Below are 22,666 nucleotides of genomic sequence, written 5' to 3'. Positions count from 1 at the left end.
CGTCTGAATCCGAGCACAGCCAGCCGGGTGCGCGCAGGCGAATGACCATCCCCGTCGCGGTCGCGTCGGAGAAATGGCCGATCGGGCAGGCGTCCGGGTCAGGCGACCAGGTCAGGCGTCCAGGTCAGGCGACCTTCGTGACCCGGCCGCCGGGCGAGAAGGTGATGGTGACCATGATCTTGGGCTTGCCCGACGCCGTGGCGCACACGCCGTACGTCGACCCGAGGCGCGTGAACGGCTGCCCGACCGCGCGCATCACCTGGTTGGTCGTCATGCCCTTGCGGACCAGCTGCTTGACCCGGGTCGCCGAGGTGCGCAGGCCGGGGTTGCGGCACGAGTCGGGCTTGATGCCGGTCGCGCGCTCCCACATCTGCAGGTAGGCCTCGGAGCCACGCGTCATGTCGTCGAGGATGGCGGCGCCGTCGGCGGCCCTGGTGGCGCCCGCGACCTTGGTGAGGTCCTGGATCCAGTCGGGGTAGAGGCCGTACTGGGCCACGCCGTCGACGTTGAGGTCGTAGGTGCGCTGGCCGGCGTGCTGCTGGTGGACCACGACGCCGTTGAGGCCGCGGAACGGGTAGGTCACCTGGTGGGGCGCCGTGGCGCCGCGGGCGGCGCCCTGGGCGCCGAGACCGTTGATGTCGGCACCGAACCCCAGGCCCCAGTAGTAGCGCCGGTCGGCCCAGCCGACGTGGCGACGCCACTTGTCGACGAACCCGGTCGAGTCGCCGGCGTAGGGGGCGATGAAGCCGCCCGCCCGGTAGATCCGGGTGTAGGCGTCGGGCGTCGACCACGAGTGGCTGGAGAGCACACCGGGGTAGCGCAGCCGCTCGATCTCGTCCATCGCGGCGCTGCGGGCCTTGACGCTGAGGTGGTCGGGGTCGAAGAGCATCCGGCGCTTCACCAGCTCGCGGACGGTGTGCTCGCCGAGCGTGGTGAGGCCGCGCGTGTTGCAGTGCTGGGGCGCGGGATAGACCGGGATCGCCGGGAGGAGCCCGCCGAACAGCTGGCCGATGGCCCCGAAGATCGCGTCCTGGGCCGGGGCGGCGGGGGTGCCGCCGGGCAGGGCGTACTGGGTGCGGTCGGAGTCCTCGGTCGTCGGGTCGGCACAGGTCTTCATGTCCCAGAACGAGCCGGTCTCGAGGAAGTTGGCGGCGTTGACGACCACGCCGGTCGTGCCGACGTCGCCGGCGACCCCGGCGAGCGCGTTGTCGAACTTGTTGACCAGCTCCATCTGACGGACCCCGAGACGGTGCATCTCGTCGATCTGGCGGGTGATGTCGGCCGCGGTGCAGGCCGGGACGTCGGAGCCGGCGACCGCCTTGAAGGTGCACCCGAACGGGATGCTGGTCTCGATGCCCATGACCACGGCGAGCTTGCCGGCGTTGATCACCTCGCGCGCCTGCGTGGGGCTCTTGACGATCCGGTAGAAGCCCTTGCCGGGACCGCCGAACTGGGCGTCGATGTAGTCCTGGAGGGCGTACATGTCCTTGGCCTGCAGCCGGATCGAGTCCATGTCGTCGCAGCTGTTCTTCTTGAGCGGGTAGACCTCGCACAGCTTGTTGTTCTCGACCAGCAGGTTGACGAAGATCCGCTGGCCGCCGCGCCAGGCCCGCTCGAGCCAGGTGTAGTAGGTGCCCTCGTGGGTCAGCGACTCGGGCGACGGCCAGTCCTTGAACGTCGGCCAGCCGACGGGGTCGTGGGTCGGCTCACCGGACAGGAACGCCTCGAGCACGGCGCCGTTGCCTCCGGTGAGGGTGTGGTCGGGGCAGTCGACCAGGGCGTAGGCGACGCCGTAGGGGTGCCACGGCCGACCGCAGTGGGCGCGCCCGCCGAGGAACTCGAAGGCCATGCCGTGGGTGTGGGCGTCGACGTAGCCGCGGACCTCCTGGATCGGCGTGATGCCGGCGTGGGGGTTGCCGGTGACGTCGATGTGGGCCTCGGGGTAGGCGCTGCAGGAGTCGACCCGGCGCAGCCGGAACGGGGTGGGGGTCGTGCCGACCGCCAGGTCGGACCCGGACGCCGTCAGCGCGCGGGCGCCGGGCAGGTGGATCGTGAAGCCCCGGGCGCCGAGGCGGACCGTGAGCTCGGCGTCGGTGCTGGGCGCGGCGTCGAGACCGACCCCGCCGCTGACGGCGAGGAACCGGCCCTGGGTGTAGAGGAGGTAGGTGCCGAGGCGGGTGGCCTGGAAGCGGAACGCGGTCGCCTGCTGGTAGCCGGTGGACACCACGCTGACCGTCGAGCCGGCGCCGTCACGCTTGAGGTAGCGGCCCGGGGACGGGCTCAGCACGTAGCACCCGCCGGCCATGGCGTAGCGGTCCTGCGGCGTGGTCCGGCGGGTCTGGCGCACCGGCACGCGGGTCAGCCGGGGGTCGGGGCGGCTGCGCTCGGCGGCGACGTAGGCCGCGGCGGAGCGGGCCTCGGCGGCGGTGGTCGGGTCGCGGGTCTCGGCGCCGGTCTCACCGCTGCGGGCCAGGGTGTTCTTGAACCGGGGGTCGTGGGTGTGGGGCGGGGTGCCGTAGGGATCGACGTGCGGGAGCCCGGCCTGTGCCTTCACCTGCTCGTTGACGTCGCGCAGCGACGCCGTCCGGGTGCCGGCCGAGGAGGGAAGCGCGAGCGCGGCCGCCACGACGGCGAGGGCGACGGTGGCGCTGGTCAGCACCCGCCGCAGGGGCGACCCGGGAGGGGTCCCGGGGTCGGCAGAACGGCTCATGACGGGGCGCATCAGGGGGACCTCGCGAACGGTGAGGGTGTGACGGGGAGCACGGACGGCTCATCGTAGGTCCGACCGGCGACGGTCGCCGGTGAACGAACGCCTCGGTGCGTACCCCCGGCCTGGCCCCGCGCCCGCCCGGGGGCGTTGGATGGGGCCCATGTCTTCTCCGTCATCCCCCACGGCGGTCGTCGTCGGCGTCGGACCGGTCGCCCCGGCCGACCTGGTCGCGGTCGCCCGCGGCGGCGCACCGGTCGAGCTCGCGCCCGAGGCCCTGGCCGCCATCTCCCGGGCCCGGGGAGTCGTCGAGGCCCTGGCCGCGAGCCCCACCCCGACGTACGGCGTCTCGACGGGGTTCGGTGCCCTCGCGACCCGACACATCGCGCCGGAGCTGCGGGCCACGCTGCAGCGCTCGCTGGTCCGCTCGCACGCGGCGGGCTCGGGTCCCGAGGTCGAGCGCGAGGTCGTCCGGGCGCTGATGCTGCTCCGCCTGTCCACGCTCGCGACCGGGCACACCGGCGTACGCCCCGAGACGGCGCAGCTGCTCGCCGACCTGCTCAGCCACGGCATCACGCCCGTCGTGCACGAGTACGGCTCGCTCGGCTGCTCCGGCGACCTCGCCCCGCTGTCCCACTGTGCGCTGGCGCTGATCGGCGAGGGTCCGGTCCGTGACGCGAGCGGTGCTCTCGTCGACGCCGCGACCGCGCTGGCCGCGGCCGGCCTCACCCCCGTCGAGCTCGGCGTCAAGGAGGGACTGGCGCTGATCAACGGCACCGACGGCATGCTCGGCATGCTGGTGCTCGCGCTGCACGACCTGGGCCGGCTGCTGCGCACCGCCGACGTGGCCGCGGCCATGTCCGTCGAGGGCCTGCTCGGCACCGACCGCGTCTTCGCCGCCGCTCTGCAGGCGCTGCGGCCCCACCCCGGTCAGGCCGCCTCGGCCGCCAACCTGGTGCGCATCCTCGAGGGGTCCGGCGTGGTCGCCTCCCACCGGGGGCCCGACTGCAACCGCGTGCAGGACGCCTACTCCCTGCGCTGCGCCCCTCAGGTGCACGGCGCGGCCCGCGACACCGTCGACCACGCGGCCCTCGTGGCCGGGCGCGAGCTCGCCTCGGCCGTCGACAACCCGGTGGTGCTCGGCGACACCGTCGAGTCCAACGGCAACTTCCACGGTGCGCCGGTCGGCTACGTGCTCGACTTCCTCGCGATCGCCGCCGCCGACGTCGCCTCGATGAGCGAGCGGCGCACCGACCGGTTCCTCGACAAGGCCCGCAACCACGGCCTGCCGCCGTTCCTGGCCCACGACCCCGGCGTCGACAGCGGCCTGATGATCGCCCAGTACACCCAGGCCGCGATCGTCTCCGAGCTCAAGCGCCTCGCCGTCCCGGCGTCGGTCGACTCGATCCCCTCCAGCGCCATGCAGGAGGACCACGTCTCGATGGGCTGGTCGGCCGCCCGCAAGCTGCGTACGGCGTTCGACGGCCTCACCCGGGTCGTCGCGATCGAGGTGCTGACCGCGGCCCGTGGGGTCGAGCTCCGGGCGCCGCTCGTGCCGTCGGCGGCCACCGCGGCCGTGATCGCCCTGCTCCACGGGGCCGGGGCCGTCGGGCCGGGACCCGACCGGCACCTGGCCCCCGAGATCGAGACCGTCGTCCAGCTGGTGGCCGACGGATCCGTCGTCCGTGCCGTCGAAGCAGTGATCGGAGAATTGCAGTGAACGAGGTCTCGACAAGCTCGACCAACGAGGCGGGCCCGACCAACGAGGCGGGCCCGACCGACGAGGTGGGCCCGACCAACGAGAGGCTGCCCATCCGCGCCGCGCGCGGCACCGACCTCACCGCCCGCTCCTGGCAGACCGAGGCGCCGCTGCGGATGCTGATGAACAACCTCGATCCCGACAACGCCGAGCGGCCCGAGGACCTCGTCGTCTACGGCGGCACCGGCAAGGCCGCCCGCGACTGGCCGTCGTACGACGCCCTGGTGCGCTCGCTGACCACGCTCGCCGACGACGAGACCCTGCTGGTGCAGTCGGGCAGGCCGGTCGGCGTCATGCGCACCCACGCCTGGGCGCCGCGGGTGCTGATCGCCAACTCCAACCTGGTCGGCGACTGGGCCAACTGGGAGGAGTTCCGCCGCCTCGAGGACCTCGGGCTCACGATGTACGGGCAGATGACCGCCGGGTCGTGGATCTACATCGGCACCCAGGGCATCCTCCAGGGCACCTTCGAGACCTTCGCGGCCGTCGCCGACAAGCGCTTCGGGGGCACCCTGTCCGGCACCATCACGCTCACCGCCGGGCTCGGCGGCATGGGTGGTGCCCAGCCGCTCGCGGTCACCATGAACGACGGCGTCTGCCTCTGCGTCGACGTCGACCAGGCCCGCATCACCCGGCGCATCGAGCACCGCTACCTCGACGAGCAGGCCGACTCCGTCGAGGACGCCGTGGCTCGCGCCGTCCGGGCGCGCGACGAGCGGCGACCCCTCTCGATCGGTCTGCTCGGCAACGCCGCCGAGGTGTTCCCGCTGCTGCTCGAGATGGGCGCGCCGATCGATGTCGTCACCGACCAGACGTCGGCCCACGACCCGCTGTCCTACCTGCCGGTCGGCGTCGCCGTCGAGGACTGGAAGGACGCCGCCGACCGCGACCCCGACGGCTTCACCAAGGACGCCCAGGCCTCGATGGCCGCGCACGTGCGCGCGATGGTCGAGTTCCAGGACGCTGGCGCCGAGGTCTTCGACTACGGCAACTCCATCCGCGACGAGGCCCGCAAGGGCGGCTACGACCGGGCCTTCGAGTTCCCGGGGTTCGTGCCGGCCTACATCCGCCCGCTGTTCTGCGAGGGCCGCGGGCCGTTCCGCTGGGCCGCCCTGTCCGGCGACCCCGCCGACATCGCCGCGACCGACCGGGCGATCCTCGAGCTCTTCCCCGACAACGAGCGCCTGCACAAGTGGATCACCATGGCCCAGGAGCGGGTGCAGTTCCAGGGCCTCCCGGCGCGGATCTGCTGGCTGGGCTACGGCGAGCGCCACCTGGCCGGGCTCAAGTTCAACGAGATGGTCGCCTCCGGCGAGCTCACGGCGCCGATCGTGATCGGCCGCGACCACCTCGACTGCGGCTCGGTCGCCTCGCCCTACCGCGAGACCGAGGCGATGCTCGACGGCTCCGACGCGATCGCCGACTGGGCCGTGCTCAACGCCCTGGTCAACACCGCCTCGGGCGCGACCTGGGTGTCGTTCCACCACGGCGGCGGCGTCGGCATCGGCCGCTCGCTGCACGCCGGCCAGGTCTGCGTCGCCGACGGCACCGCGCTGGCCGCCGAGAAGCTCGAGCGCGTGCTGACCAACGACCCCGGCATGGGCGTCATCCGCCACGTCGACGCGGGCTACGACCGCGCCGTCGAGGTCGCCGCCGAGCGCGACGTACGCGTGCCGATGCGCGAGGGCTGAGCCCCGGGACACGCCCTACGCTGACGGCATGCCCGAGTACCTGCGGATCGGCGAGGTCGCCACGGCCCTCGGCGTCAGCGTCGACACGCTGCGCCGCTGGGAGGCCGACGGGCGGGTCGAGTTCGAGCGGCAGCGCAACCAGCGCGTGCTGCGGGCCGACAAGCTCGCCGACCTGGTCCGGCTGGAGGCATCGGCGCCGCGGGGGAGCAGCGCGCGCAACCGGATGGCCGGGGTCGTGGTGTCGGTGAAGAAGGACGGCGTGATGGCCCAGGTCGAGCTCGCGTGTGGTGACTTCCGCATCGTGTCGCTGATGAGCAGGGAGGCCGCCGAGGACCTCGGTCTCGAGCCCGGCTCCCCGGCGACGGCCGTGGTCAAGGCGACGACGGTGATCGTCGAGGCCTGAGACGACCGGTACCTAGGTCTTGCCTAGGTGGCATCATCCTGCCCATGACGCCCCGCCGCCTGGTCCCGGTCCTCGCCCTGACCCTGCTCGCCCCGGTCCTGGCGGCGTGCGGCGGCAGTGACGGCGGCGACGGCGGCGACGGCGGCACCACCCTCACCGTCTACGCCGCCGCGTCGCTGAAGAAGACCTTCGGCGAGCTCAAGACCGAGTTCGAGGAGACCCACGACGGCGTCACCGTCGACCTCGTGCTCGGCGGGTCCGCCGACCTGGTCACCCAGCTCCAGAACGGCGCCGACGACGACGCCGACGTCTTCGCCTCCGCCGACACGAAGAACATGGACACGCTGACCGACGACGACCTGCAGGGCCAGGACCCGCAGGACTTCGCCACCAACACCCTCGAGATCGTCACCCCGCCCGACAACCCGGCCGGGGTGAGGACCCTCCAGGACCTCACCGGCGACCTCGACCTGGTGCTCTGCGCCCCGGAGGTGCCCTGCGGTGCGGCCGCCCAGAAGGTCGCCGAGGCGGCCGGGCTGACCTTCGACCCGGTCAGCGAGGAGCAGTCGGTCGCCGACGTGCTGGGCAAGGTGACCTCCGGCCAGGCCGACGCGGGGCTCGTCTACGTCACCGACGTGCTCGCGGCCGGCGACGACGTGCTCGGCATCGAGTTCCCGGAGTCGTCCGAGGTCGTCAACACCTACCCGATCACCACGATCAAGGGCAGCGACCAGGCGGATCTGGCGAAGGAGTTCGTCGATCTCGTCCTGGGGGACCAGGGTCAGCAGGTGCTGCAGGCCGCCGGGTTCGGCGCGCCGTGACCCACCGTCGTTAAGGTCCCTAGGGTGCCGACGCGGACCCGACCCCGCCCCGTCGGCGTACCCCGGTGGGTCCTGGTGCCGGCCCTGCTCGGGGCGCTGTTCGTCCTGCTGCCGCTGGTGGCGATCGTCGCGCAGGTCGACTGGTCCCACTTCTGGAGCCTGGTCACCTCGGAGTCGTCGCAGGCAGCGCTGCTGCTCAGCCTGCGTACGTCGGCCGCGAGCACCGTCGTGTGCGTGCTGATCGGCGTGCCGATGGCGCTGGTGCTGGCGCGCACGAGCTTCCCCGGGCAGGGCGTCGTGCGCTCGCTGGTCCTGCTGCCGCTGGTGCTGCCGCCGGTGGTCGGCGGCCTGGCCCTGCTCTACACGTTCGGCAAGCGCGGGCTGATCGGCGAGACCTTCGAGGTCGTCGGTCAGACGGTCGCCTTCTCGACCCTCGCGGTCGTGATGGCGCAGGTGTTCGTCGCGCTGCCGTTCCTCGTGGTCAGCCTCGAGGGGGCGCTGCGCACCGCCGGCGAACGCTACGAGGTGGTCGCCGCCTCGCTCGGTGCGCGGCCGACCACGGTGTTCCTGCGGGTCACCCTGCCGCTCGCGCTGCCGGGGCTCGTCTCCGGCGCGGTGCTGGCCTTCGCGCGCTCGCTGGGCGAGTTCGGCGCGACGGTCACCTTCGCCGGCAGCCGGGAGGGCGTCACCCGCACCCTGCCGCTCGAGATCTACCTGCAGCGCGAGACCGACCCCGACGCGGCCATCGCCCTGGCGCTCGTGCTCGTCGTCGTCGCGGTGCTGGTGATCGGCCTGGCCCGGACCGGACGGACCTCGCTGTGACCCTGTCCTTCGCGGCGAGCGTGCCGGAGCGTGGCGTCGACGTCGCCTTCGAGGTCGCCGCGGGCGAGACGGTCGCCCTGCTCGGCCCCAACGGGGCCGGCAAGTCGACGGTGCTGGCGGTCCTCGCCGGTCTGTTGCGCCCCGACGCGGGCCGCGTCGAGCTCGACGGTCGGGTCCTGCTGTCGGTCGGTGCGTCGTACGACGGCCCGCGGGTCGACCTGCCGCCGCACCGGCGGCGGGTGGCCCTGCTGGCCCAGGAGCCGCTGCTGTTCCCGCACCTGTCGGCCCTCGACAACGTCGCGTTCGGCCCTCGCAGCGCCGGTGCCGGTCGGTCGGCCTCGCGGGCGCGGGCGCGGGAGTGGCTCGACGACGTCGGCATCGGCGAGCTGGCCGACCGCCGGCCGGGCCGGCTCTCCGGCGGCCAGGCGCAGCGCGCCGCCGTCGCCCGGGCCCTCGCGGCCGAGCCCGACCTGCTGCTGCTCGACGAGCCGATGGCCGCGCTCGACGTGGCCGTCACGCCCGCCCTGCGCCAGACCCTGCGTCGGGTGCTGGCCGAGCGCACCTGCGTCGTGGTCACCCACGACGTCCTCGACGCGCTCCTCCTCGCCGACCGGGTGCTGGTGCTCGAGGGCGGCCGTGTCGTCGAGCAGGGCCCCACCCGCGATGTCCTCGCCCGGCCGCGCAGCGCCTTCGCGGCCCGGCTCGCGGGCCTCAACCTCGTCGTCGGCCGCTGGTCCGCTGCCGGCGTGGTGCGCGACGACGGCACCGTCGTGGCCGGCCGGGCCGGCGACGTCGTGCCCGCTGTCGACGCACCGGTCGTCGCGGTCTTCCGCCCCACCGCCGTCGCGGTCTACCGCAGCGCCCCCCACGGCAGCCCCCGCAACGTCGTCCCGGTCACGGTGGCGGCCGTCGAGCCGGTGGGCGACCTGGTCCGGATCCGCAGCGGCGACCAGGCGTCGGGACTGGCCGGCCTGTCGGCCGACGTCACCCCGACGGCGGCCGCCGAGCTCGAGCTGGTCCCGGGCGACGAGGTCTTCTTCAGCGTCAAGGCGACCGAGGTCGACGTCTATCCCGCCTGACGCGGGTCGACTGCCTACAGTGACCGCGTGACGTCCCAGCCGACCCGCTCGCGGGCCACCCTGCCCGGCATCAGCTCGCGCGCCTGGGAGCACCCGGCCGACCGCGGGGCGCTCGTGGCGCTGCGCAAGCTCAAGGGCTTCGACACGGTGCTCAAGGCGATGTCGGGCCTGGTCAACGAGCGCACCACGCGCCTGCTGCTCCTCGGTACGACGATCCGCGTCGACGAGCGGCAGTTCCCCACGCTCCACTTCCTGCTGCGCGACGCGGCCCGGGTGCTCGACACCGACGAGGTCCCCGAGCTCTACGTGCGCGCCGACCCGACCCTCAACGCGGTGACGATCGGGCTCGACCGACCGATCATCGTGCTCAACTCGGCGCTGGTCGACCTGCTCGCCGAGGACGAGCTGCGGTTCGTCATCGGCCACGAGCTCGGTCACGCCCTCAGCGGGCACGCGGTCTACCGCACCCTGCTCGACCGACTCATCAACCTCACCGGCGTGCTCAACACGATCCCGCTCGGCGGGCTCGGCGTCCGCGCGATCATCGCCGCGCTCTACGAGTGGTCGCGCAAGGCCGAGCTGTCCGCCGACCGCGCTGGGCTGCTCGCCACCCAGGACCCCGCCGCCGCCATCCGCGCCCACATGCAGCTGGCCAGCGGCGGCCTGATGGGCGAGCTCGACCTCGCGACGTTCATGGCCCAGGGCCAGGACTACCTCGACAGCGGCGACCTGCGCGACTCGGTCCTCAAGCTGATGCTCGTCGAGAAGACCACCCACCCGTTCGCCGTCGTCCGGGCCGCCGAGCTGCGCGCCTGGGTCGACTCGGGTGACTACGCCGCCATCCTCGCCGGCGCCTACCCCCGCCGCGAGGAGGACGCGGAGGCCAAGGTCACCGACGCGGCCAGGGACGCCGCGCAGTCCTACTCCAGCGCCTTCGAGTCCTCCCAGGACGCGCTCGGCAAGCTCGTCCACGACGTGGCGGGCGTGGCGGGGAGCATGAAGATCTGGCTCGACGAGCGGCTGCGCCGCGGCGAGTAGACGCCGCGGCGTCGCTCAGCGGCCGCGGCGCTTCTTGCGGCGGGGCGGCTCGACGGTCCACAGCGACGCGATGTCGACCACGAGGTAGCAGGCGCCGGCGACCACGTTGCCGGGCTCGGGAGCGACGGGGTGCTCCGAGCCGGGCAGGCACACGGTGGCCTCGAACCCGACGGTGCGGACCCGCGCGACGTGGAAGACCTGCCCGGTGACGCCGTGGGTGCGCGTGTCGGCCGCGAGGACCGTCCCGGCGAGGAAGGCGGTCGGCTCGGGGTCCTCGGCGCCCCGGAACAGTCCGTAGGAGACGAACGACTCCGCGGCGAAGCGGGTCGGGTCCTCGCCCGGCTCGGGAGTGCCGAGGATGCTCGCGTCGGACGTGGCGAACGCCGCGGCGTCGGCGTGCACGCCCATCTCCAGGCCGAGGGCCACCACCGACGCGCGCGCCTGCGAGGTGACGATGCCGGTCAGGTGACGGCGCTGCTCGAGGTCGACGGCGAGCCGGGTGAGGACCTCGCCGGTCTCGTCGACGGCGTCGGCCTGCACGACCGGGCCGAGCGGTCCGACCTCGGTGAGCAGCGCGCCCGGCCGTCCGTCGTACGACGGCACGAGGTCGACGGTGTCGCCCTCGCCGTCGACGGCGACGACCACCCGGGAGCCGCTCTCGTCGGAGTAGCGGACGGACTCCACGCCCCCGATGCGTCCGACGACCTGCGACGGCATCGCGGCGAGGTGGAGGTTGAGCGTCTCGAGACTGTCGACGTCGAGGCCGATGCACGCGAGGGTCGAGGCCATGCGGACCACCGTAGGGTGTCGGTGTGACCAACCCGCGACATGCCTCTAACCATACAAAGTCAATCGAGTTATAGTCTCGAGCATGTCCCGTACCGACGTCCACCAGCACGCCTGGCCGGACGCGCTGGTGGAGCAGCTCCGGCGCCGCTCGCAGTCGCCCCGCGTCGTCGGCGACCGGCTGCTCCTCGACGGTGAGCCGGACTTCGTGCTCGTGGCCGGCGACGGCGTGCGCGCGACACTGGCCGATCGCCGGGCGATCGACGTGGCCGACGGTGTCGACCTCGCCCTGCTGTCGCTGTCGAGCCCGCTCGGCATCGAGACCCTCGCTCCCGAGGAGGCGGCGCCGCTGCTCGACGCCTGGCACGGCGTCGCCGACGCCCTCGAGCCGGGCCACGGGCTGTGGGCCGCGGTCAACCTGGTCGAGCCCGACCTCGACTCGCTCCGCACCACCCTCGCCGTGCCGGCGGTGCGCGGGCTGCAGGTGCCGGCCACCGCGCTGCTCGACCCCGCTGCCCTCGAGCGGCTCGCGCCGGTCCTCGCCGTGGTCGAGTCGGCTGACCTGCCGCTGCTCGTGCACCCCGGTCCGGCCGCCGCGTCCGGGTCGTCCGGCGCGGGGGACCTGCCCGGGTGGTGGCCGGCGCTGACGTCGTACACCGCGCAGCTGACGGCGGCCTGGTTCGCGTGGCACGTCGCGGGCCGCGCGCTGCTGCCCGACCTGCGGATCTGCTTCGTCGCCCTCGCCGGTCTCGCCCCGCTGCACCACGAGCGGCTGGTGGCGCGCGGCGGCCAGCTCGGTGCGGTCGACCGACACGTCTACTACGACACCTCGTCCTACGGTCCGCGTGCCGTCGACGCCATGGTCCGCGTGGTCGGGATCGACCCGATCGTGCACGGCTCCGACCGGCCCTATGCGCTTCCCCGGGACCCCTGTCTGGGCGACGCGTTCACCCAGGCCCTCTTCGTCAACAATCCCGACCACCTGCTCCACGGAGGCACCCGATGACCATCGCCCCGTCCCGGACCACCAGCATCCTGACCGAGCACGACCTGCCCGCCCTGCCCGGCCGCGACCTCACCACTCCCGAGCTCCTCGCGTTCGTCCGCGAGCTCGCCTCGCGCCCCGACCTGTGGGCCGACCACGTGCGCCACGACGGCGAGGGGCGCCACTTCGTCTCCCTCTACCGCGACAGCGATATCGACGTGTGGCTGCTGTGCTGGAACCTCGAGGACGACACGGGCTGGCACGACCACGACACCTCGGCCGGAGCCGTGGCGGTCACCGCCGGCGCGCTGACCGAGAGCCGCCCGCGGCTCGGCGGCGAGCCGGTCGTCAAGACCGTCACCGTCGGCGGCACCCTCGACTTCGGCCCCGACCACATCCACCGCATGGGCGGCGCGGTCGACGGCTCGGTCTCGATCCACGCCTACTCGCCGCCGCTGTGGCGGATGGGCCAGTACTCCATCAGCGACACCGGCGTGATGCGGCGCTTCTCCGTCTCGTACGCCGACGAGCTGCGTCCGCTGGTCGGCGACTGACCCCGGCTGTGGCCGTCAGCCGACGAGCCGGGAAGGGCTGATCGTGACGGCGTACGGCGCCGAGGCGGTCCACGACTCGTCTCCGGCGAGGTCGGCCACCTCGACGTAGGCGCCGTCGACCAGCTCCCACGCGGTCAGTCGTGGCTCGTTCGGGTCGACGACCCAGAACGACGGGCAGCCGGCCTCCTCGAACCGCGCCTTCTTGAGGTTGCGGTCGATGAGCCGGGTGCTGGGGGAGAGGATCTCGACCGCGAGCAGCGGCGCACCCGGGAGGTTCTTCTCGGCGAACTGCCCGCGGGGGGCGACCAGGAGGTCGGGCTGCAACAGCGTGGTGCCGTCGAGCAGGACGTCGAACGGAGCCACCAGCAGCACCAGGTCGGGCGGGATCGAGTCGGCCAGGAGGAGGACGAGGGCGATCTGCGCACGTTGGTGGGCGAACGACGGGGCGGCGCTCACGAGCAGCGTCCCGTCGAGCAGCTCGTAGCGCCATCCGTCGTCCGGGAAGCCGTCGAGGTCAGCAACGGTCAGCCCGTCGCTGGCTCGCGGCATCGTCGTCATGGTGTCCATGGTGCCCCACCTCCGAGTCGGTCGTCATGGGTCGATGCTGACGAATCGGCGAGCAACGTGCTCGCCTCCTCCACAGGCGCGCCACACTGGGCCCGTGACGAAGAGAGCACTGGTCCTGGGCGGCGGCGGCATCACGGGCATCGCGTGGGAGACCGGGATGCTGGCCGGACTGGCGGAGGCGGGAGTCGACCTGACCACGGCCGACCGCGTCATCGGCACGTCGGCCGGGTCGATCGTCGGTGCCCAGATCACCTCCGACATCGGGCTCGAGGAGCTCTACCGCCGGCAGCTGCTCTCGCCGGCCGCGCTCGGCGACACCGCGCCGCTGGCGTCGATCGGTGCGTCGGTCGCGATCCGGTTCGCGACGTCGCTGCTGCGGGCCCGGGGCGACATCGAGCGGTTCGGCCGGATCCTCGGCGGACAGGCCGTGGCGCTGGCCGCGCGCGGCAGGACCCCCACGGTGGCCGAGCGCTACGAGCAGGTCGCGCAGCGCATCGGCGGTCTCGAGTGGAACGACCGCGACCTCGTGGTCACGGCCGTCGACGCCTCGACCGGCGAGCTCACGACGTTCGGCCCGCGGGGCGACGTACCCGAGGTGGCGCTCGAGGACGCCGTCAACGCGTCCTGCGCGGTGCCCTGCGTCTATCCGCCGATCCCGATCGGGGGTCGCACCTTCATCGACGGCGGCGTCCGGTCCGGAGCCAACGCCGACCTCGCCGACGGCTTCGACCCGGTCGTGGTGCTCTCGCCCATGGACCGCGGCGTCGGCCCGATCCACAGCGCGGCTCGGCAGCTGACCGCGCTCGGCGTGCGCCACGTCGTGATCACGCCCGACCCGGGCTCGCTGCGTGCCATCGGCAAGAACGTGCTCGACCCGGCCGCCCGGCCGCCGTCGGCGCGCGCGGGTCGCGCGCAGGCGGCCGAGCACGTGGACGAGCTGCGCGCGCTCTGGGGGTAGGTGATCAGGAGCGGGGCAGACCCAGCGCCGAGACGATCGCCTGCGCCGCCTCGGTGGGCGAGAGGTCGTCGTTGTCGACGCGGTGGTGCGGGTAGCGCCCGGCCAGCGGGAACGCCTGGTCGGGTCCGGTGCTGAGCCGGTGGTCGGCGTCCCACTCGCGCAGGTGGCCCCTGGCCCACTCGACGTCGCGCTTGCTCGCCTTGTGCTGCAGTCGCAGGGGCGTGCCCTCGCGCCCGAGCCGCGTCTCCTGGCTCGACCAGAGCTCGACGAAGTCGACCGGGTGCCCGGCGTCGACGACCGGGGCGACCAGCCGCTCGACGTACGCCGTGTCGTCGGCCAGGTCGAGCCCCCACACGAACGTGAAGACCAGCCCGGGCAGGTCGTGACGAACGGCCTCCTCGATCACCCGGGTCCGGAACTCCTCGCGCAGCGTCTCGAACGCCGGCGTGCCCCAGTCGAACACCTCGAGCAGCGGCTCGATCGTGGCGTGGTTGTGGAACAACCGGTACGGCGTGAGGCGCGCGACCTCGCGCCCGACCGTCATCTTGCCGACGGCGGGAGGTCCGAAGATCACGACGAGGTGCATGGGGCCAGTCGAGCAGGTGGGCGGGTTCGGCGCGACCGGGATTGGGTGGCTTCAGGGATTGCCTGCTCGCCGGGGAAGCCTGAACTTCGCAGGCAATGCATTGCCTGCGAAGTTCAGAGATCCCCGGTCCACAGGCAATCCCTGAACGAGGCGGCGGTTCAGCCCTCGAGCGCCGCGATCGCCTCGGCGATGCTGAGCGTGCGCCGGGCCGACTCGACGTGCAGGTTCTCGACCATCCGGCCCTGGTAGGTGACCACGCCGGACCCGGCGCCGTCCTCCCAGGCCTGGATGAGACCGCGCGCGTCCTCGACGGCCTTCTCGGACGGGGCGAAGGCGGTGTTGGCGCCCTCGACCTGGCCGGGGTGGATCAGCGTCTTGCCGTCGAACCCCATCTGGCGGCCCTGCTCGCACTCGGCGAGGAAGCCCTCGGTGTCCTTCACGTCGTTGTAGACGCCGTCGACGATCGCGATACCGGCCGCGCGGGCCGCCAGCAGAGCGGTGTGCAGGGGCGGGAGGATGGGCGCGCGGCCGGGCACGTGCTCGGCGTACAGCTCCTTGACGAGGTCGTTGGTGCCCATCACGAGCACCGTCAGACGCTCGGAGGCCCGAGCGATCGAGAGCGCGTCGAGGATCGCCACCGGCGTCTCGATCATCGCCCAGAGCTTCGTGTGGTCGGGGGCTCCGGCCTTCTCCATCGCGGCGACCAGGGCGTGGACCTCGGCGGCGCTGCTGACCTTGGGTACGACGACCGCGGCGGGTCCCGCGGCGGAGGCGGCGGCGATGTCGGCGTCGTGCCACTCGGTGCCGATGCCGTTGACGCGGATGGTCATGGTGCGTCGGCCGTAGGCGCCCGAGGCGACGGCCGCCGCGGCGGCCTCGCGGGCGGCCGGCTTGGCGTCGGGCGCGACGGCGTCCTCGAGGTCGAGGATGACGCCGTCGACCGGCAGGGTCTTGGCCTTCTCGAGGGCCTTGGCGTTGGAGCTCGGCATGTAGAGCACCGAGCGCAGCGGCGTGAAGTCAGCCATCAGCCGACCTCGATCGCGTCGTACTGCTTCTTGAGCTCGGGGTCGATCGCCGCCAGCTGCTCGGCCAGCCGGACGACCACCAGGCACTGCTTGAGCGAGGCGTCGTCCTCCATCTTGCCGTCGAGCATCACCGCGCCGGTGCCGTCGCCCATCGCGGCGACGACGCGACGCGCGTGCGCGATGTCCTCGACCGAGGGCGAGAAGACCTTGTGGGCGATGGCGATCTGCTTGGGGTGCAGGCTCCACGTGCCGACGCAGCCGAGCAGGAACGCGTTGCGGAACTGGTCCTCGCACGCCACCACGTCGGCGATGTCGCCGAACGGCCCGTAGTAGGGGTAGATGCCGTGCATCGCGCAGGCGTCGACCATCCGGGCGATCGTGTAGTGCCAGAGGTCCTGCTGGTACGTCGTGCGCGCGGCGTTGATGCCGGCCTCGTCACCGGTCGCGGGGTCCTGCCGGACGAGGTAGCCGGGGTGGCCGCCGCCGACACGGGTGGTCTTCATCCGGCGGTCGGCGGCCAGGTCGGCCGGGCCGAGGCTGAGGCCCTGCATGCGGGGCGAGGCGCCGCAGATCTCCTCGACGTTGGCCATGCCGCGGGCGGTCTCGAGGATCGCGTGCACGAGGATCGGCCGGTCGAGCCCCGCCTTGGCCTCGAGCTGCGCGAGCAGCCGGTCGACGTAGTGGATGTCCTCGGCGCCCTGGACCTTGGGCACCATGATCACGTCGAGCTTGTCGCCGATGCCCTCGACCAGCGCGGTGAGGTCGTCGAGCGCCCACGGGCTGTCGAGGCTGTTGATCCGGGTCCACAGCTGGGTGGGGCCGAAGTCGGTCTCCCGGCCGATCGTGATCAACCCCTCGCGCGCGGCGAGCTTGTTGTCGGCCTTGACGGCGTCCTCGAGGTTGCCGAGCAGGACGTCGACCGTGCCGACCATCGCCGGGATCTTGGCCGCCATCTTGGCGTTGCTCGGGTCGAAGAAGTGGATCGCGCGGCTGGGTCGGAACGGGATCTCGGTCAGCGGCGTCGGCGCACCGACCGCGAGGGGCCGGAAGAAGTCCTTGGCGCTCTGGGAGGCGGGCATGTCGCGGAAGTTAGCAGTCCTTAACCGGGCGCGGTATGACCGATCTCTCGCCGGTCCCCGCTCAGCGCGTCGTACGCCGCTGCCACCAGCGCCGCGGGGGAGCGGCGGCCTCGGCCGCGGCCTGGGCGGCGACCCGGGCGGCCCGGCGGGTGGCGCGACGCTCGGCCCACGCCGCGACGGTGGTGTCGACGTCGCGCGGCATGGTCACCAGCGGCGGGCCCTCCGGGGCGCGGTAGCGGGCCGCGACGACCCGCTCGTTGAAGTCGGTGACCACGCGGCGTACCTCGGTCTCGAAGCCGATCGCGTCGAGCCGCGCGTCGAGCTCGGCGTCCTCGCGGCGCAGCTGGACGGTCAGCGGGAGGACCGTGATCCTCTCGCGCTCGACCAGCTTCTTGAGCCACCAGTCGGGGTCGTGGGAGTCGCCGAGGCCCTCGATCGGCTTGCCCGCACCGGGCAGGTCGTCGAAGTCGCCGCGCTCCATGGCGACCCGGATCTGCTCCTCGACCCAGCGGTCCTTGCGGGCCATCCGGGCGGCGGCGGCCGCCTCGCCGGTGCGCTCGTCGCGCTCGGGTCCCTGCCGCGGTCGGCCGGGTGGGTCGGGTGGGTCGGGTCGGTCGGGTCGGTCGGGCATCGGTCATCACCTCGCCCCTCCAGGTTAAAGGTCCCCGGTTAACGTCGCCGGCATGGACCTGATCGACATCCCCGCCGCCGACGGCACCGCCGAGGCCTACGTCGCCCGCCCCGAGTCCGGCACCGGTCCGGGCGTGCTCTTCTTCATGGACGCGATCGGGCTGCGCCCACGGATCGCCGAGATGGCCGACCGGATCGCCTCGTGGGGCTACGTCGTGCTGGCCCCCAACGTGTTCTACCGCGCGGGCGACGTCGAGGCCGTCGGTCCGCACGCCGACCTGCGCGAGCCCGGCGAGCGCGAGGCCTTCTTCCAGGAGGCGATGCCCCGCATCGGGGCCCTGACCACCGACCTGGCGGTCCCCGACATCGCGGCGTACGTCGACGCCCTGCGTGGGGTCGACGGCGTCACCGACGGCCCGATCGGCGTGACCGGCTACTGCATGGGCGCCCGTCTCGCAGTCCGGGCGGCCACCGGCCACCCCGCCGACGTGGCCGCGTGCGGCGGCTTCCACGGTGCGGGCCTGGTCACCGACCAGCCCGACAGCCCCCACGCGGGCCTGGTCACGGCGCGCGCCGCGTTCGTCTTCGGCCACGCCGACCAGGACCCCTCGATGCCGGCCGAGGCGATCGAGGCGCTCGGGGTCGAGCTGGCCGAGCACGGCCTGGTCGCGAGCAACGAGGTCTATCCCGGCGCCGCGCACGGCTACTCGATGTCCGACACGTCGGTCTACGACGAGGCCGCCACCGAGCGGCACTTCGAGGAGCTGCAGGCGTTGTTCGCGCGCACGCTGCACTGACGCTGCGGGTCGGGTGGTCTCGAGACGGCCGCGGGCGGCCTCCTCGACCGACGTCGGGTCACGACGACCAGTGCCCCCGGTGCACGACGTCCTGCCACGGCGTACGACGACGCCGCGCGGGGGAGCCGGCGGACCCGCCCGGCACGGGGTGGCCGATGGTGATGACGCCGATGGGGTCGTGGGAGGCGGGGATGCCGAAGGCCTCGCGCAGGGCCGGCTCGCGGTCGGGCACGAGCCCGAAGAAGCACGCGCCGAGGCCCTCGTCGGTGACGGTCTGCAGGATCAGCAGCGAGGCCTTGGCGGCGTCCATGTGCCAGTAGGGCATCGGCCAGCGGGCCTCGTCGCGGTCCGACCAGCCCTTGTCGGGCTCGGCGTAGCGGTCGAGGTAGGCGGCCTTGCTGCTGCAGGGCAGCACCACGACGGGCGCGCGCATCATCCCCTCCAGCCAGGGGCTGGGCTCGTCGACGGCGTCGGTGCTGAGCTCCCAGAACCGGCGTACGTCGTCGGGCCGGTCGAGCACGAGGAACGCCCAGCCCTGGCTGAACCCCGCACTGGGGGCGCGGGTCGCGTTGTCGAGCGCACGGTCGATGATGGCGGGGTCGACGGGACGGTCGGCATAGTTGCGGACCATGCGGCGACGTCGGACGACGTCCTGGAACTCCATCCGCCGATCCTAGGGAGTGACCTCGTGGCCGACGACCTCGAGCGGATGTGGGCCGACCTCGCCCCCGTGGGCCGGTCGGCCGCGTCCGGCGGCTACTTCCGCCAGCCCTTCGAGCCGGCCGAGCGCGAGCTCGCGGCCTGGTTCGCCGAGCAGGCGGACGCGCGCGGGCTGCCCGTCGAGACCGACGCCTTCGGCAACCAGGTCGCCTGGTGGGGCTCGGACGACGGGACCGGCGCGGTGCTGACCGGCAGCCACCTCGACTCCGTCCTCGACGGCGGCGCGTACGACGGCCCGCTGGGTGTCGTGTCCGCCCTGGCCGCCGTCGACCTGCTGCGCGAGCGCGGGCTCGTCCCGCGCCGACGGATCGGCGTGGCGGTGTTCGTCGAGGAGGAGGGCTCCCGGTTCGGGCAGGCCTGCCTGGGCTCGCGGCTCGCGGCCGGGGCGACCACCTGGGAGCAGGCGTGTGGGCTGCGCGACCGTGCGGGGGTCGCGCTCGGCGACGTCGTCGACGGGGGACCGTCGGCCATCGGCGGGGGCGGCTGGCTGGGCGACGTCGCGGCGTACGTCGAGCTCCACGTCGAGCAGGGCCGCGACCTGGTCGACCGCGGCGAGGCCGTGGGCGTGGCCAGCGAGATCTGGCCGCACGGGCGCTGGCGCTTCGACTTCTCCGGCGAGGCCAACCACGCGGGGACGACGCGGATGGAGGACCGGGCCGACCCGATGCTGACCTACGCGATGACCGCCCTGGCCGCCAACAAGCAGGCCCGGGTGTCGGGTCAGCGCGCGACCTTCGGGCGGATCGAGGTGGCCCCCAACGGCACCAACGCGGTCCCCTCCCGCGTGACGGCCTGGCTCGACGCCCGCGGCGACACCGACGCGGCCGTCGCCGAGCTCGTCGCGACGATCGAGCGGCAGGCCGTCGAGCGGGCCGGGCGCGACGGCACCGCGGTCGTCGTCACGGCCGAGTCGGTGTCGGCGTCGGTGTCCTTCGACCCCTCGCTCACCCGGGGCCGGCCCTGGCCGGTGCTGCCGACCCAGGCCGGCCACGACGCCGGTGTGCTGTCCGCGGCCGGAATCCCCACCGCGATGCTCTTCGTCCGCAACCCGACGGGCGTCTCGCACTCCCCGGCCGAGCACGCCGAGATCGCCGACTGCCACGCCGGTGTCGTCGCACTGGCCGACGTGCTGGGGGAGCTGGCCGGCGGGCTGGCCGGCGGGACGACCGCATGACGGCGTACCTGCTCGAGCGGGCGTGGGTGGGCGGCGCCGTCCGCGACGACGTGCTGGTCGAGGTCGTCGACGGCCGGTTCGCGTCGGTGGAGGTCGGTGGCCACGGCGGCACCCCCCTCCCCGGCCTCACCATCCCCGGCCTCGCCAACGCGCACAGCCACGCGTTCCACCGGGCCCTGCGGGGGCGCACCCAGCGCGGCCAGGGCACGTTCTGGACCTGGCGCGAGCAGATGTACGCCGTGGCCGCGCGGCTCGACCCCGACTCCTACCTCCGGCTCGCGACGGCCGCCTACCGCGAGATGCTCGCCGCGGGCTACACGAGCGTGGGGGAGTTCCACTACCTGCACCACCGCCCCGACGGCACGCCGTACGCGCCCGCCGGCGCGATGGGCGACGCCCTGCGGCAGGCCGCCGCCGACGCCGGCATCCGGATCGCCCTGCTCGACACCTGCTACCTCAGCAGCGGGTTCGGGGCCCCGCCCGAGGGCGTCCAGGTCCGCTACAGCGACGGCACGGCCGACGCCTGGGCTGCACGAGCAGCCGCCGGACCCGCCGCCGTCCACTCCGTGCGCGCCGTGCCCCGCGACCAGCTCGCCGTCTTCCGGGCCGTGCTCGAGCAGGGTCGCCCCCTGCACGTCCACCTCTCGGAGCAGCCGGCCGAGAACGAGGCGTGCCTGGCGGCGTACGGCGTCACCCCGACCCGGCTGCTGCACGACGAGGGCCTGCTCGGCCCGGGCACGACCGTCGTGCACGCCACCCACCTGACCGACGACGACGTCGCCCTGCTCGGCGCCACCCGCACCCACGTCTGCCTCACCCCCACCACCGAGCGCGACCTCGCCGACGGCATCGGCCCCGGGCGCCGGCTCCACGAGGCCGGGTGCCGGCTCAGCATCGGCAGCGACAGCCAGGCGGTCGTCGACCCGTTCGAGGAGCTGCGCGCCCTCGAGCTCGACGAGCGGCTCGCCACCCGGCGCCGCGGCCACTGGACGGCCGCCGAGCTGCTCGACGTCGGCACCGCCCACGACGTGCTCGGCTTCGACGACGTCGGCGCGATCGCCGTCGGTCATCGCGCCGACCTCGTCACGATCGACACGACCACGCCGCGCACGGCCGGCACCGGGGCCGACGAGCACACGGCGGTCTACGCCGCGAGCGCCGCCGACGTCACCTCGGTGCTGGTCGACGGCCGACCCGTCGACCTCGATCGCGAGGCGATCGGGCGCGACCTCGACCGCACGATCCGGGAGGTCCTGCGATGACCAGCACGCTCGTCACCGGCATCGCCGAGCTCGTGACCTGGGACGACGAGCAGCCGATCCGCACCGACGCCGCCTTGGTCGTCGACGGCGACCGGGTGGCCTGGACCGGTCCCGCCCACGCCGCCCCCAGTGCCGACACCGCCGTCGACGTCGGCGGCCGCGCGGTGCTGCCCGGCTGGGTCGACTCCCACTCCCACCTGGTGTTCGACGGCGATCGCGCGGCCGAGTTCGAGGCCCGGATGACCGGCACGCCGTACGCCGCCGGCGGCATCCGCACCACCGTCGCGGCCACCCGCGCGGCCACCGACGAGCAGCTCACCGCCCGGGTCGCCGCCCTGGTCACCGAGATGCGCCGCCAGGGCACCACGACCCTCGAGATCAAGAGCGGCTACGGGCTGACCGTGCGCGACGAGGCGCGCAGCCTGGCGATCGCGCGCCAGTTCACGGAGGAGACCACGTTCCTCGGTGCCCACGTCGTCCCGGCCGGGCCCGACGGGTCGCCCGGCGACCCCGCGGCGTACGTCGACCTGGTCACGGGTCCCATGCTCGAGGCCGCCGCGCCCCACGCGCGCTGGATCGACGCCTTCTGCGAGGAGGGCGCCTTCGACGTCGACCAGGCCCGCGCGGTGCTGGCCGCCGGGGCCGCCGTCGGGCTGCGCGGACGACTGCACGCCAACCAGCTGACGTACGGCGCCGGCGTCCGGCTGGCGTGCGAGCTGGGCCTGGTCGCCGTGGACCACTGCACCTACCTCGGCGACGCCGACGTGGCCGCCCTGGCCGACTCGGGCACCGTCGCCACCCTGCTGCCCGGCGTCGAGTTCTCGACCCGGCAGCCCTATCCCGACGCGCGGCGGCTGCTCGACGCCGGGGTGCGGGTCGCCCTGGCCAGCGACTGCAACCCCGGCTCGTCGTTCACCTCGTCGCTGCCCTTCTGCGTGGCCCTCGCGGTCCGCGAGATGGGGATGACCCCCGCCGAGGCCGTCCACGCGGCCACCGCCGGTGGCGCCGCGGCCCTCGGCCGCGACGACGTCGGTCGCCTCACCGTGGGTGCCCGCGCCGACCTCGCGGTGCTCGACGCGCCCAGCCACCGACACCTGGCCTACCGGCCCGGCGTGCCCCTGGTGACCGCCACCTGGGTCGGTGGCCGGCCCGTCGCGTGAGCCCCGTCACCAGCCTCTGAGGTACCTCCCCGGACACCTAGGGCTCCCGCCCGATGTGCGGGC

At 73.7% G+C, this 22,666-nt stretch carries 22 protein-coding genes; 14 read left to right on the top strand and 8 right to left on the bottom strand.

Features of this window, described 5'->3' with window-relative positions:
- Positions 1-124: 124 nt before the first annotated feature.
- A complete protein-coding gene (locus FJQ56_RS07860; RefSeq protein WP_170215312.1) occupies positions 125-2,710 on the bottom strand; it encodes an amidohydrolase family protein in 2,586 nt (861 codons plus the stop codon).
- A 160-nt stretch (positions 2,711-2,870) separates the two neighbouring features.
- On the opposite strand from FJQ56_RS07860, the gene hutH reads away from it, so the two are divergent.
- The 7 genes from hutH to FJQ56_RS07825 all read left to right on the top strand — a co-directional run bounded on the left by hutH (position 2,871) and on the right by FJQ56_RS07825 (position 10,320).
- Entirely contained in the window at positions 2,871-4,427 is a 1,557-nt protein-coding gene (gene hutH / locus FJQ56_RS07855) for a histidine ammonia-lyase (protein WP_140008683.1), read from the top strand.
- 65 nt (positions 4,428-4,492) lie between these two features.
- Positions 4,493-6,157 carry a urocanate hydratase gene (gene hutU / locus FJQ56_RS07850; RefSeq protein WP_211350892.1) on the top strand — a complete coding sequence of 555 codons (1,665 nt, stop codon included), beginning with the start codon at positions 4,493-4,495 and terminating at the stop codon, positions 6,155-6,157.
- 28 nt (positions 6,158-6,185) lie between these two features.
- Entirely contained in the window at positions 6,186-6,560 is a 375-nt protein-coding gene (locus tag FJQ56_RS07845; protein ID WP_140008681.1) for a TOBE domain-containing protein, read from the top strand.
- A 44-nt stretch (positions 6,561-6,604) separates the two neighbouring features.
- Complete coding sequence (gene modA / locus FJQ56_RS07840; protein WP_140008679.1) at positions 6,605-7,381, top strand: molybdate ABC transporter substrate-binding protein; 777 nt, start codon at positions 6,605-6,607, stop codon at positions 7,379-7,381.
- A 24-nt stretch (positions 7,382-7,405) separates the two neighbouring features.
- Entirely contained in the window at positions 7,406-8,203 is a 798-nt protein-coding gene (locus FJQ56_RS07835) for an ABC transporter permease (protein ID WP_211350786.1), read from the top strand.
- A complete protein-coding gene (locus FJQ56_RS07830) occupies positions 8,200-9,282 on the top strand; it encodes a sulfate/molybdate ABC transporter ATP-binding protein (RefSeq protein WP_140008677.1) in 1,083 nt (360 codons plus the stop codon). Before FJQ56_RS07835 ends, FJQ56_RS07830 begins: the two co-directional genes overlap by 4 nt.
- A gap of 27 nt (positions 9,283-9,309) precedes the next feature.
- Positions 9,310-10,320, top strand: coding sequence for a M48 family metallopeptidase (locus FJQ56_RS07825; RefSeq protein ID WP_140008675.1), 1,011 nt, complete (start codon positions 9,310-9,312; stop codon positions 10,318-10,320).
- Positions 10,321-10,335: 15 nt separating this feature from the next.
- On the opposite strand, the gene FJQ56_RS07820 is transcribed toward FJQ56_RS07825, so the two are convergent.
- Entirely contained in the window at positions 10,336-11,109 is a 774-nt protein-coding gene (locus FJQ56_RS07820) for a hypothetical protein (protein WP_140008673.1), read from the bottom strand.
- An 82-nt stretch (positions 11,110-11,191) separates the two neighbouring features.
- On the opposite strand from FJQ56_RS07820, the gene FJQ56_RS07815 reads away from it, so the two are divergent.
- Together FJQ56_RS07815 and FJQ56_RS07810 are read left to right on the top strand one after the other, a co-directional pair.
- Positions 11,192-12,112 (top strand): amidohydrolase family protein, encoded by a 921-nt coding sequence (locus FJQ56_RS07815; RefSeq protein WP_140008671.1) that lies wholly within the window; start codon positions 11,192-11,194, stop codon positions 12,110-12,112.
- Positions 12,109-12,645 carry a cupin domain-containing protein gene (locus tag FJQ56_RS07810; RefSeq protein ID WP_140008669.1) on the top strand — a complete coding sequence of 179 codons (537 nt, stop codon included), beginning with the start codon at positions 12,109-12,111 and terminating at the stop codon, positions 12,643-12,645. The genes FJQ56_RS07815 and FJQ56_RS07810 overlap by 4 nt, the downstream gene beginning before the upstream one ends.
- 15 nt (positions 12,646-12,660) lie before the next feature.
- On the opposite strand, the gene FJQ56_RS07805 is transcribed toward FJQ56_RS07810, so the two are convergent.
- On the bottom strand, positions 12,661-13,203 hold the full coding sequence (locus FJQ56_RS07805) for a Uma2 family endonuclease (protein WP_246084034.1): 543 nt from the start codon (positions 13,201-13,203) through the stop codon (positions 12,661-12,663).
- Between the two features lie 103 nt (positions 13,204-13,306).
- Here FJQ56_RS07805 and FJQ56_RS07800 point away from each other — a divergent pair, with 103 nt between their 5' ends.
- Positions 13,307-14,170 (top strand): patatin-like phospholipase family protein, encoded by an 864-nt coding sequence (locus tag FJQ56_RS07800; RefSeq protein ID WP_211350785.1) that lies wholly within the window; start codon positions 13,307-13,309, stop codon positions 14,168-14,170.
- A gap of 4 nt (positions 14,171-14,174) precedes the next feature.
- Here FJQ56_RS07800 and FJQ56_RS07795 read toward each other — a convergent pair whose 3' ends face one another.
- The 4 genes from FJQ56_RS07795 to FJQ56_RS07780 form a co-directional block, all read right to left on the bottom strand.
- Complete coding sequence (locus FJQ56_RS07795; RefSeq protein ID WP_140008663.1) at positions 14,175-14,756, bottom strand: ATP-binding protein; 582 nt, start codon at positions 14,754-14,756, stop codon at positions 14,175-14,177.
- Between the two features lie 158 nt (positions 14,757-14,914).
- Positions 14,915-15,781 (bottom strand): HpcH/HpaI aldolase/citrate lyase family protein, encoded by an 867-nt coding sequence (locus tag FJQ56_RS07790; protein ID WP_140008661.1) that lies wholly within the window; start codon positions 15,779-15,781, stop codon positions 14,915-14,917.
- Positions 15,781-16,860: an HpcH/HpaI aldolase/citrate lyase family protein gene (locus tag FJQ56_RS07785; RefSeq protein WP_140008659.1), complete on the bottom strand. Its 1,080-nt coding sequence runs from the start codon at positions 16,858-16,860 to the stop codon at positions 15,781-15,783. The genes FJQ56_RS07790 and FJQ56_RS07785 overlap by 1 nt, the downstream gene beginning before the upstream one ends.
- 61 nt (positions 16,861-16,921) lie before the next feature.
- Entirely contained in the window at positions 16,922-17,491 is a 570-nt protein-coding gene (locus FJQ56_RS07780) for a DnaJ family domain-containing protein (protein WP_140008657.1), read from the bottom strand.
- A gap of 52 nt (positions 17,492-17,543) precedes the next feature.
- Here FJQ56_RS07780 and FJQ56_RS07775 point away from each other — a divergent pair, with 52 nt between their 5' ends.
- Entirely contained in the window at positions 17,544-18,287 is a 744-nt protein-coding gene (locus tag FJQ56_RS07775; RefSeq protein ID WP_140008654.1) for a dienelactone hydrolase family protein, read from the top strand.
- Positions 18,288-18,345: 58 nt separating this feature from the next.
- On the opposite strand, the gene FJQ56_RS07770 is transcribed toward FJQ56_RS07775, so the two are convergent.
- Complete coding sequence (locus tag FJQ56_RS07770; RefSeq protein WP_140008653.1) at positions 18,346-18,951, bottom strand: nitroreductase family protein; 606 nt, start codon at positions 18,949-18,951, stop codon at positions 18,346-18,348.
- A 24-nt stretch (positions 18,952-18,975) separates the two neighbouring features.
- Between FJQ56_RS07770 and FJQ56_RS07765 the strand changes: the two genes are divergently transcribed.
- The 3 genes from FJQ56_RS07765 to hutI are packed head-to-tail and all read left to right on the top strand — an operon-like array spanning position 18,976 to position 22,603.
- Complete coding sequence (locus FJQ56_RS07765) at positions 18,976-20,181, top strand: allantoate amidohydrolase (RefSeq protein ID WP_246084033.1); 1,206 nt, start codon at positions 18,976-18,978, stop codon at positions 20,179-20,181.
- A complete protein-coding gene (locus FJQ56_RS07760; RefSeq protein ID WP_140008651.1) occupies positions 20,178-21,443 on the top strand; it encodes a formimidoylglutamate deiminase in 1,266 nt (421 codons plus the stop codon). Before FJQ56_RS07765 ends, FJQ56_RS07760 begins: the two co-directional genes overlap by 4 nt.
- Complete coding sequence (hutI, locus tag FJQ56_RS07755; protein ID WP_140008649.1) at positions 21,440-22,603, top strand: imidazolonepropionase; 1,164 nt, start codon at positions 21,440-21,442, stop codon at positions 22,601-22,603. The genes FJQ56_RS07760 and hutI overlap by 4 nt, the downstream gene beginning before the upstream one ends.
- Positions 22,604-22,666: the final 63 nt, after the last annotated feature.

Origin of the sequence: Nocardioides plantarum (assembly GCF_006346395.1) — a bacterium.
Taxonomy (GTDB): Bacteria; Actinomycetota; Actinomycetes; order Propionibacteriales; family Nocardioidaceae; genus Nocardioides; species Nocardioides plantarum.
The sequence above is the reverse complement of the archived record's forward strand: the minus strand, read 5'-3'. Positions and strand labels throughout refer to the sequence as shown.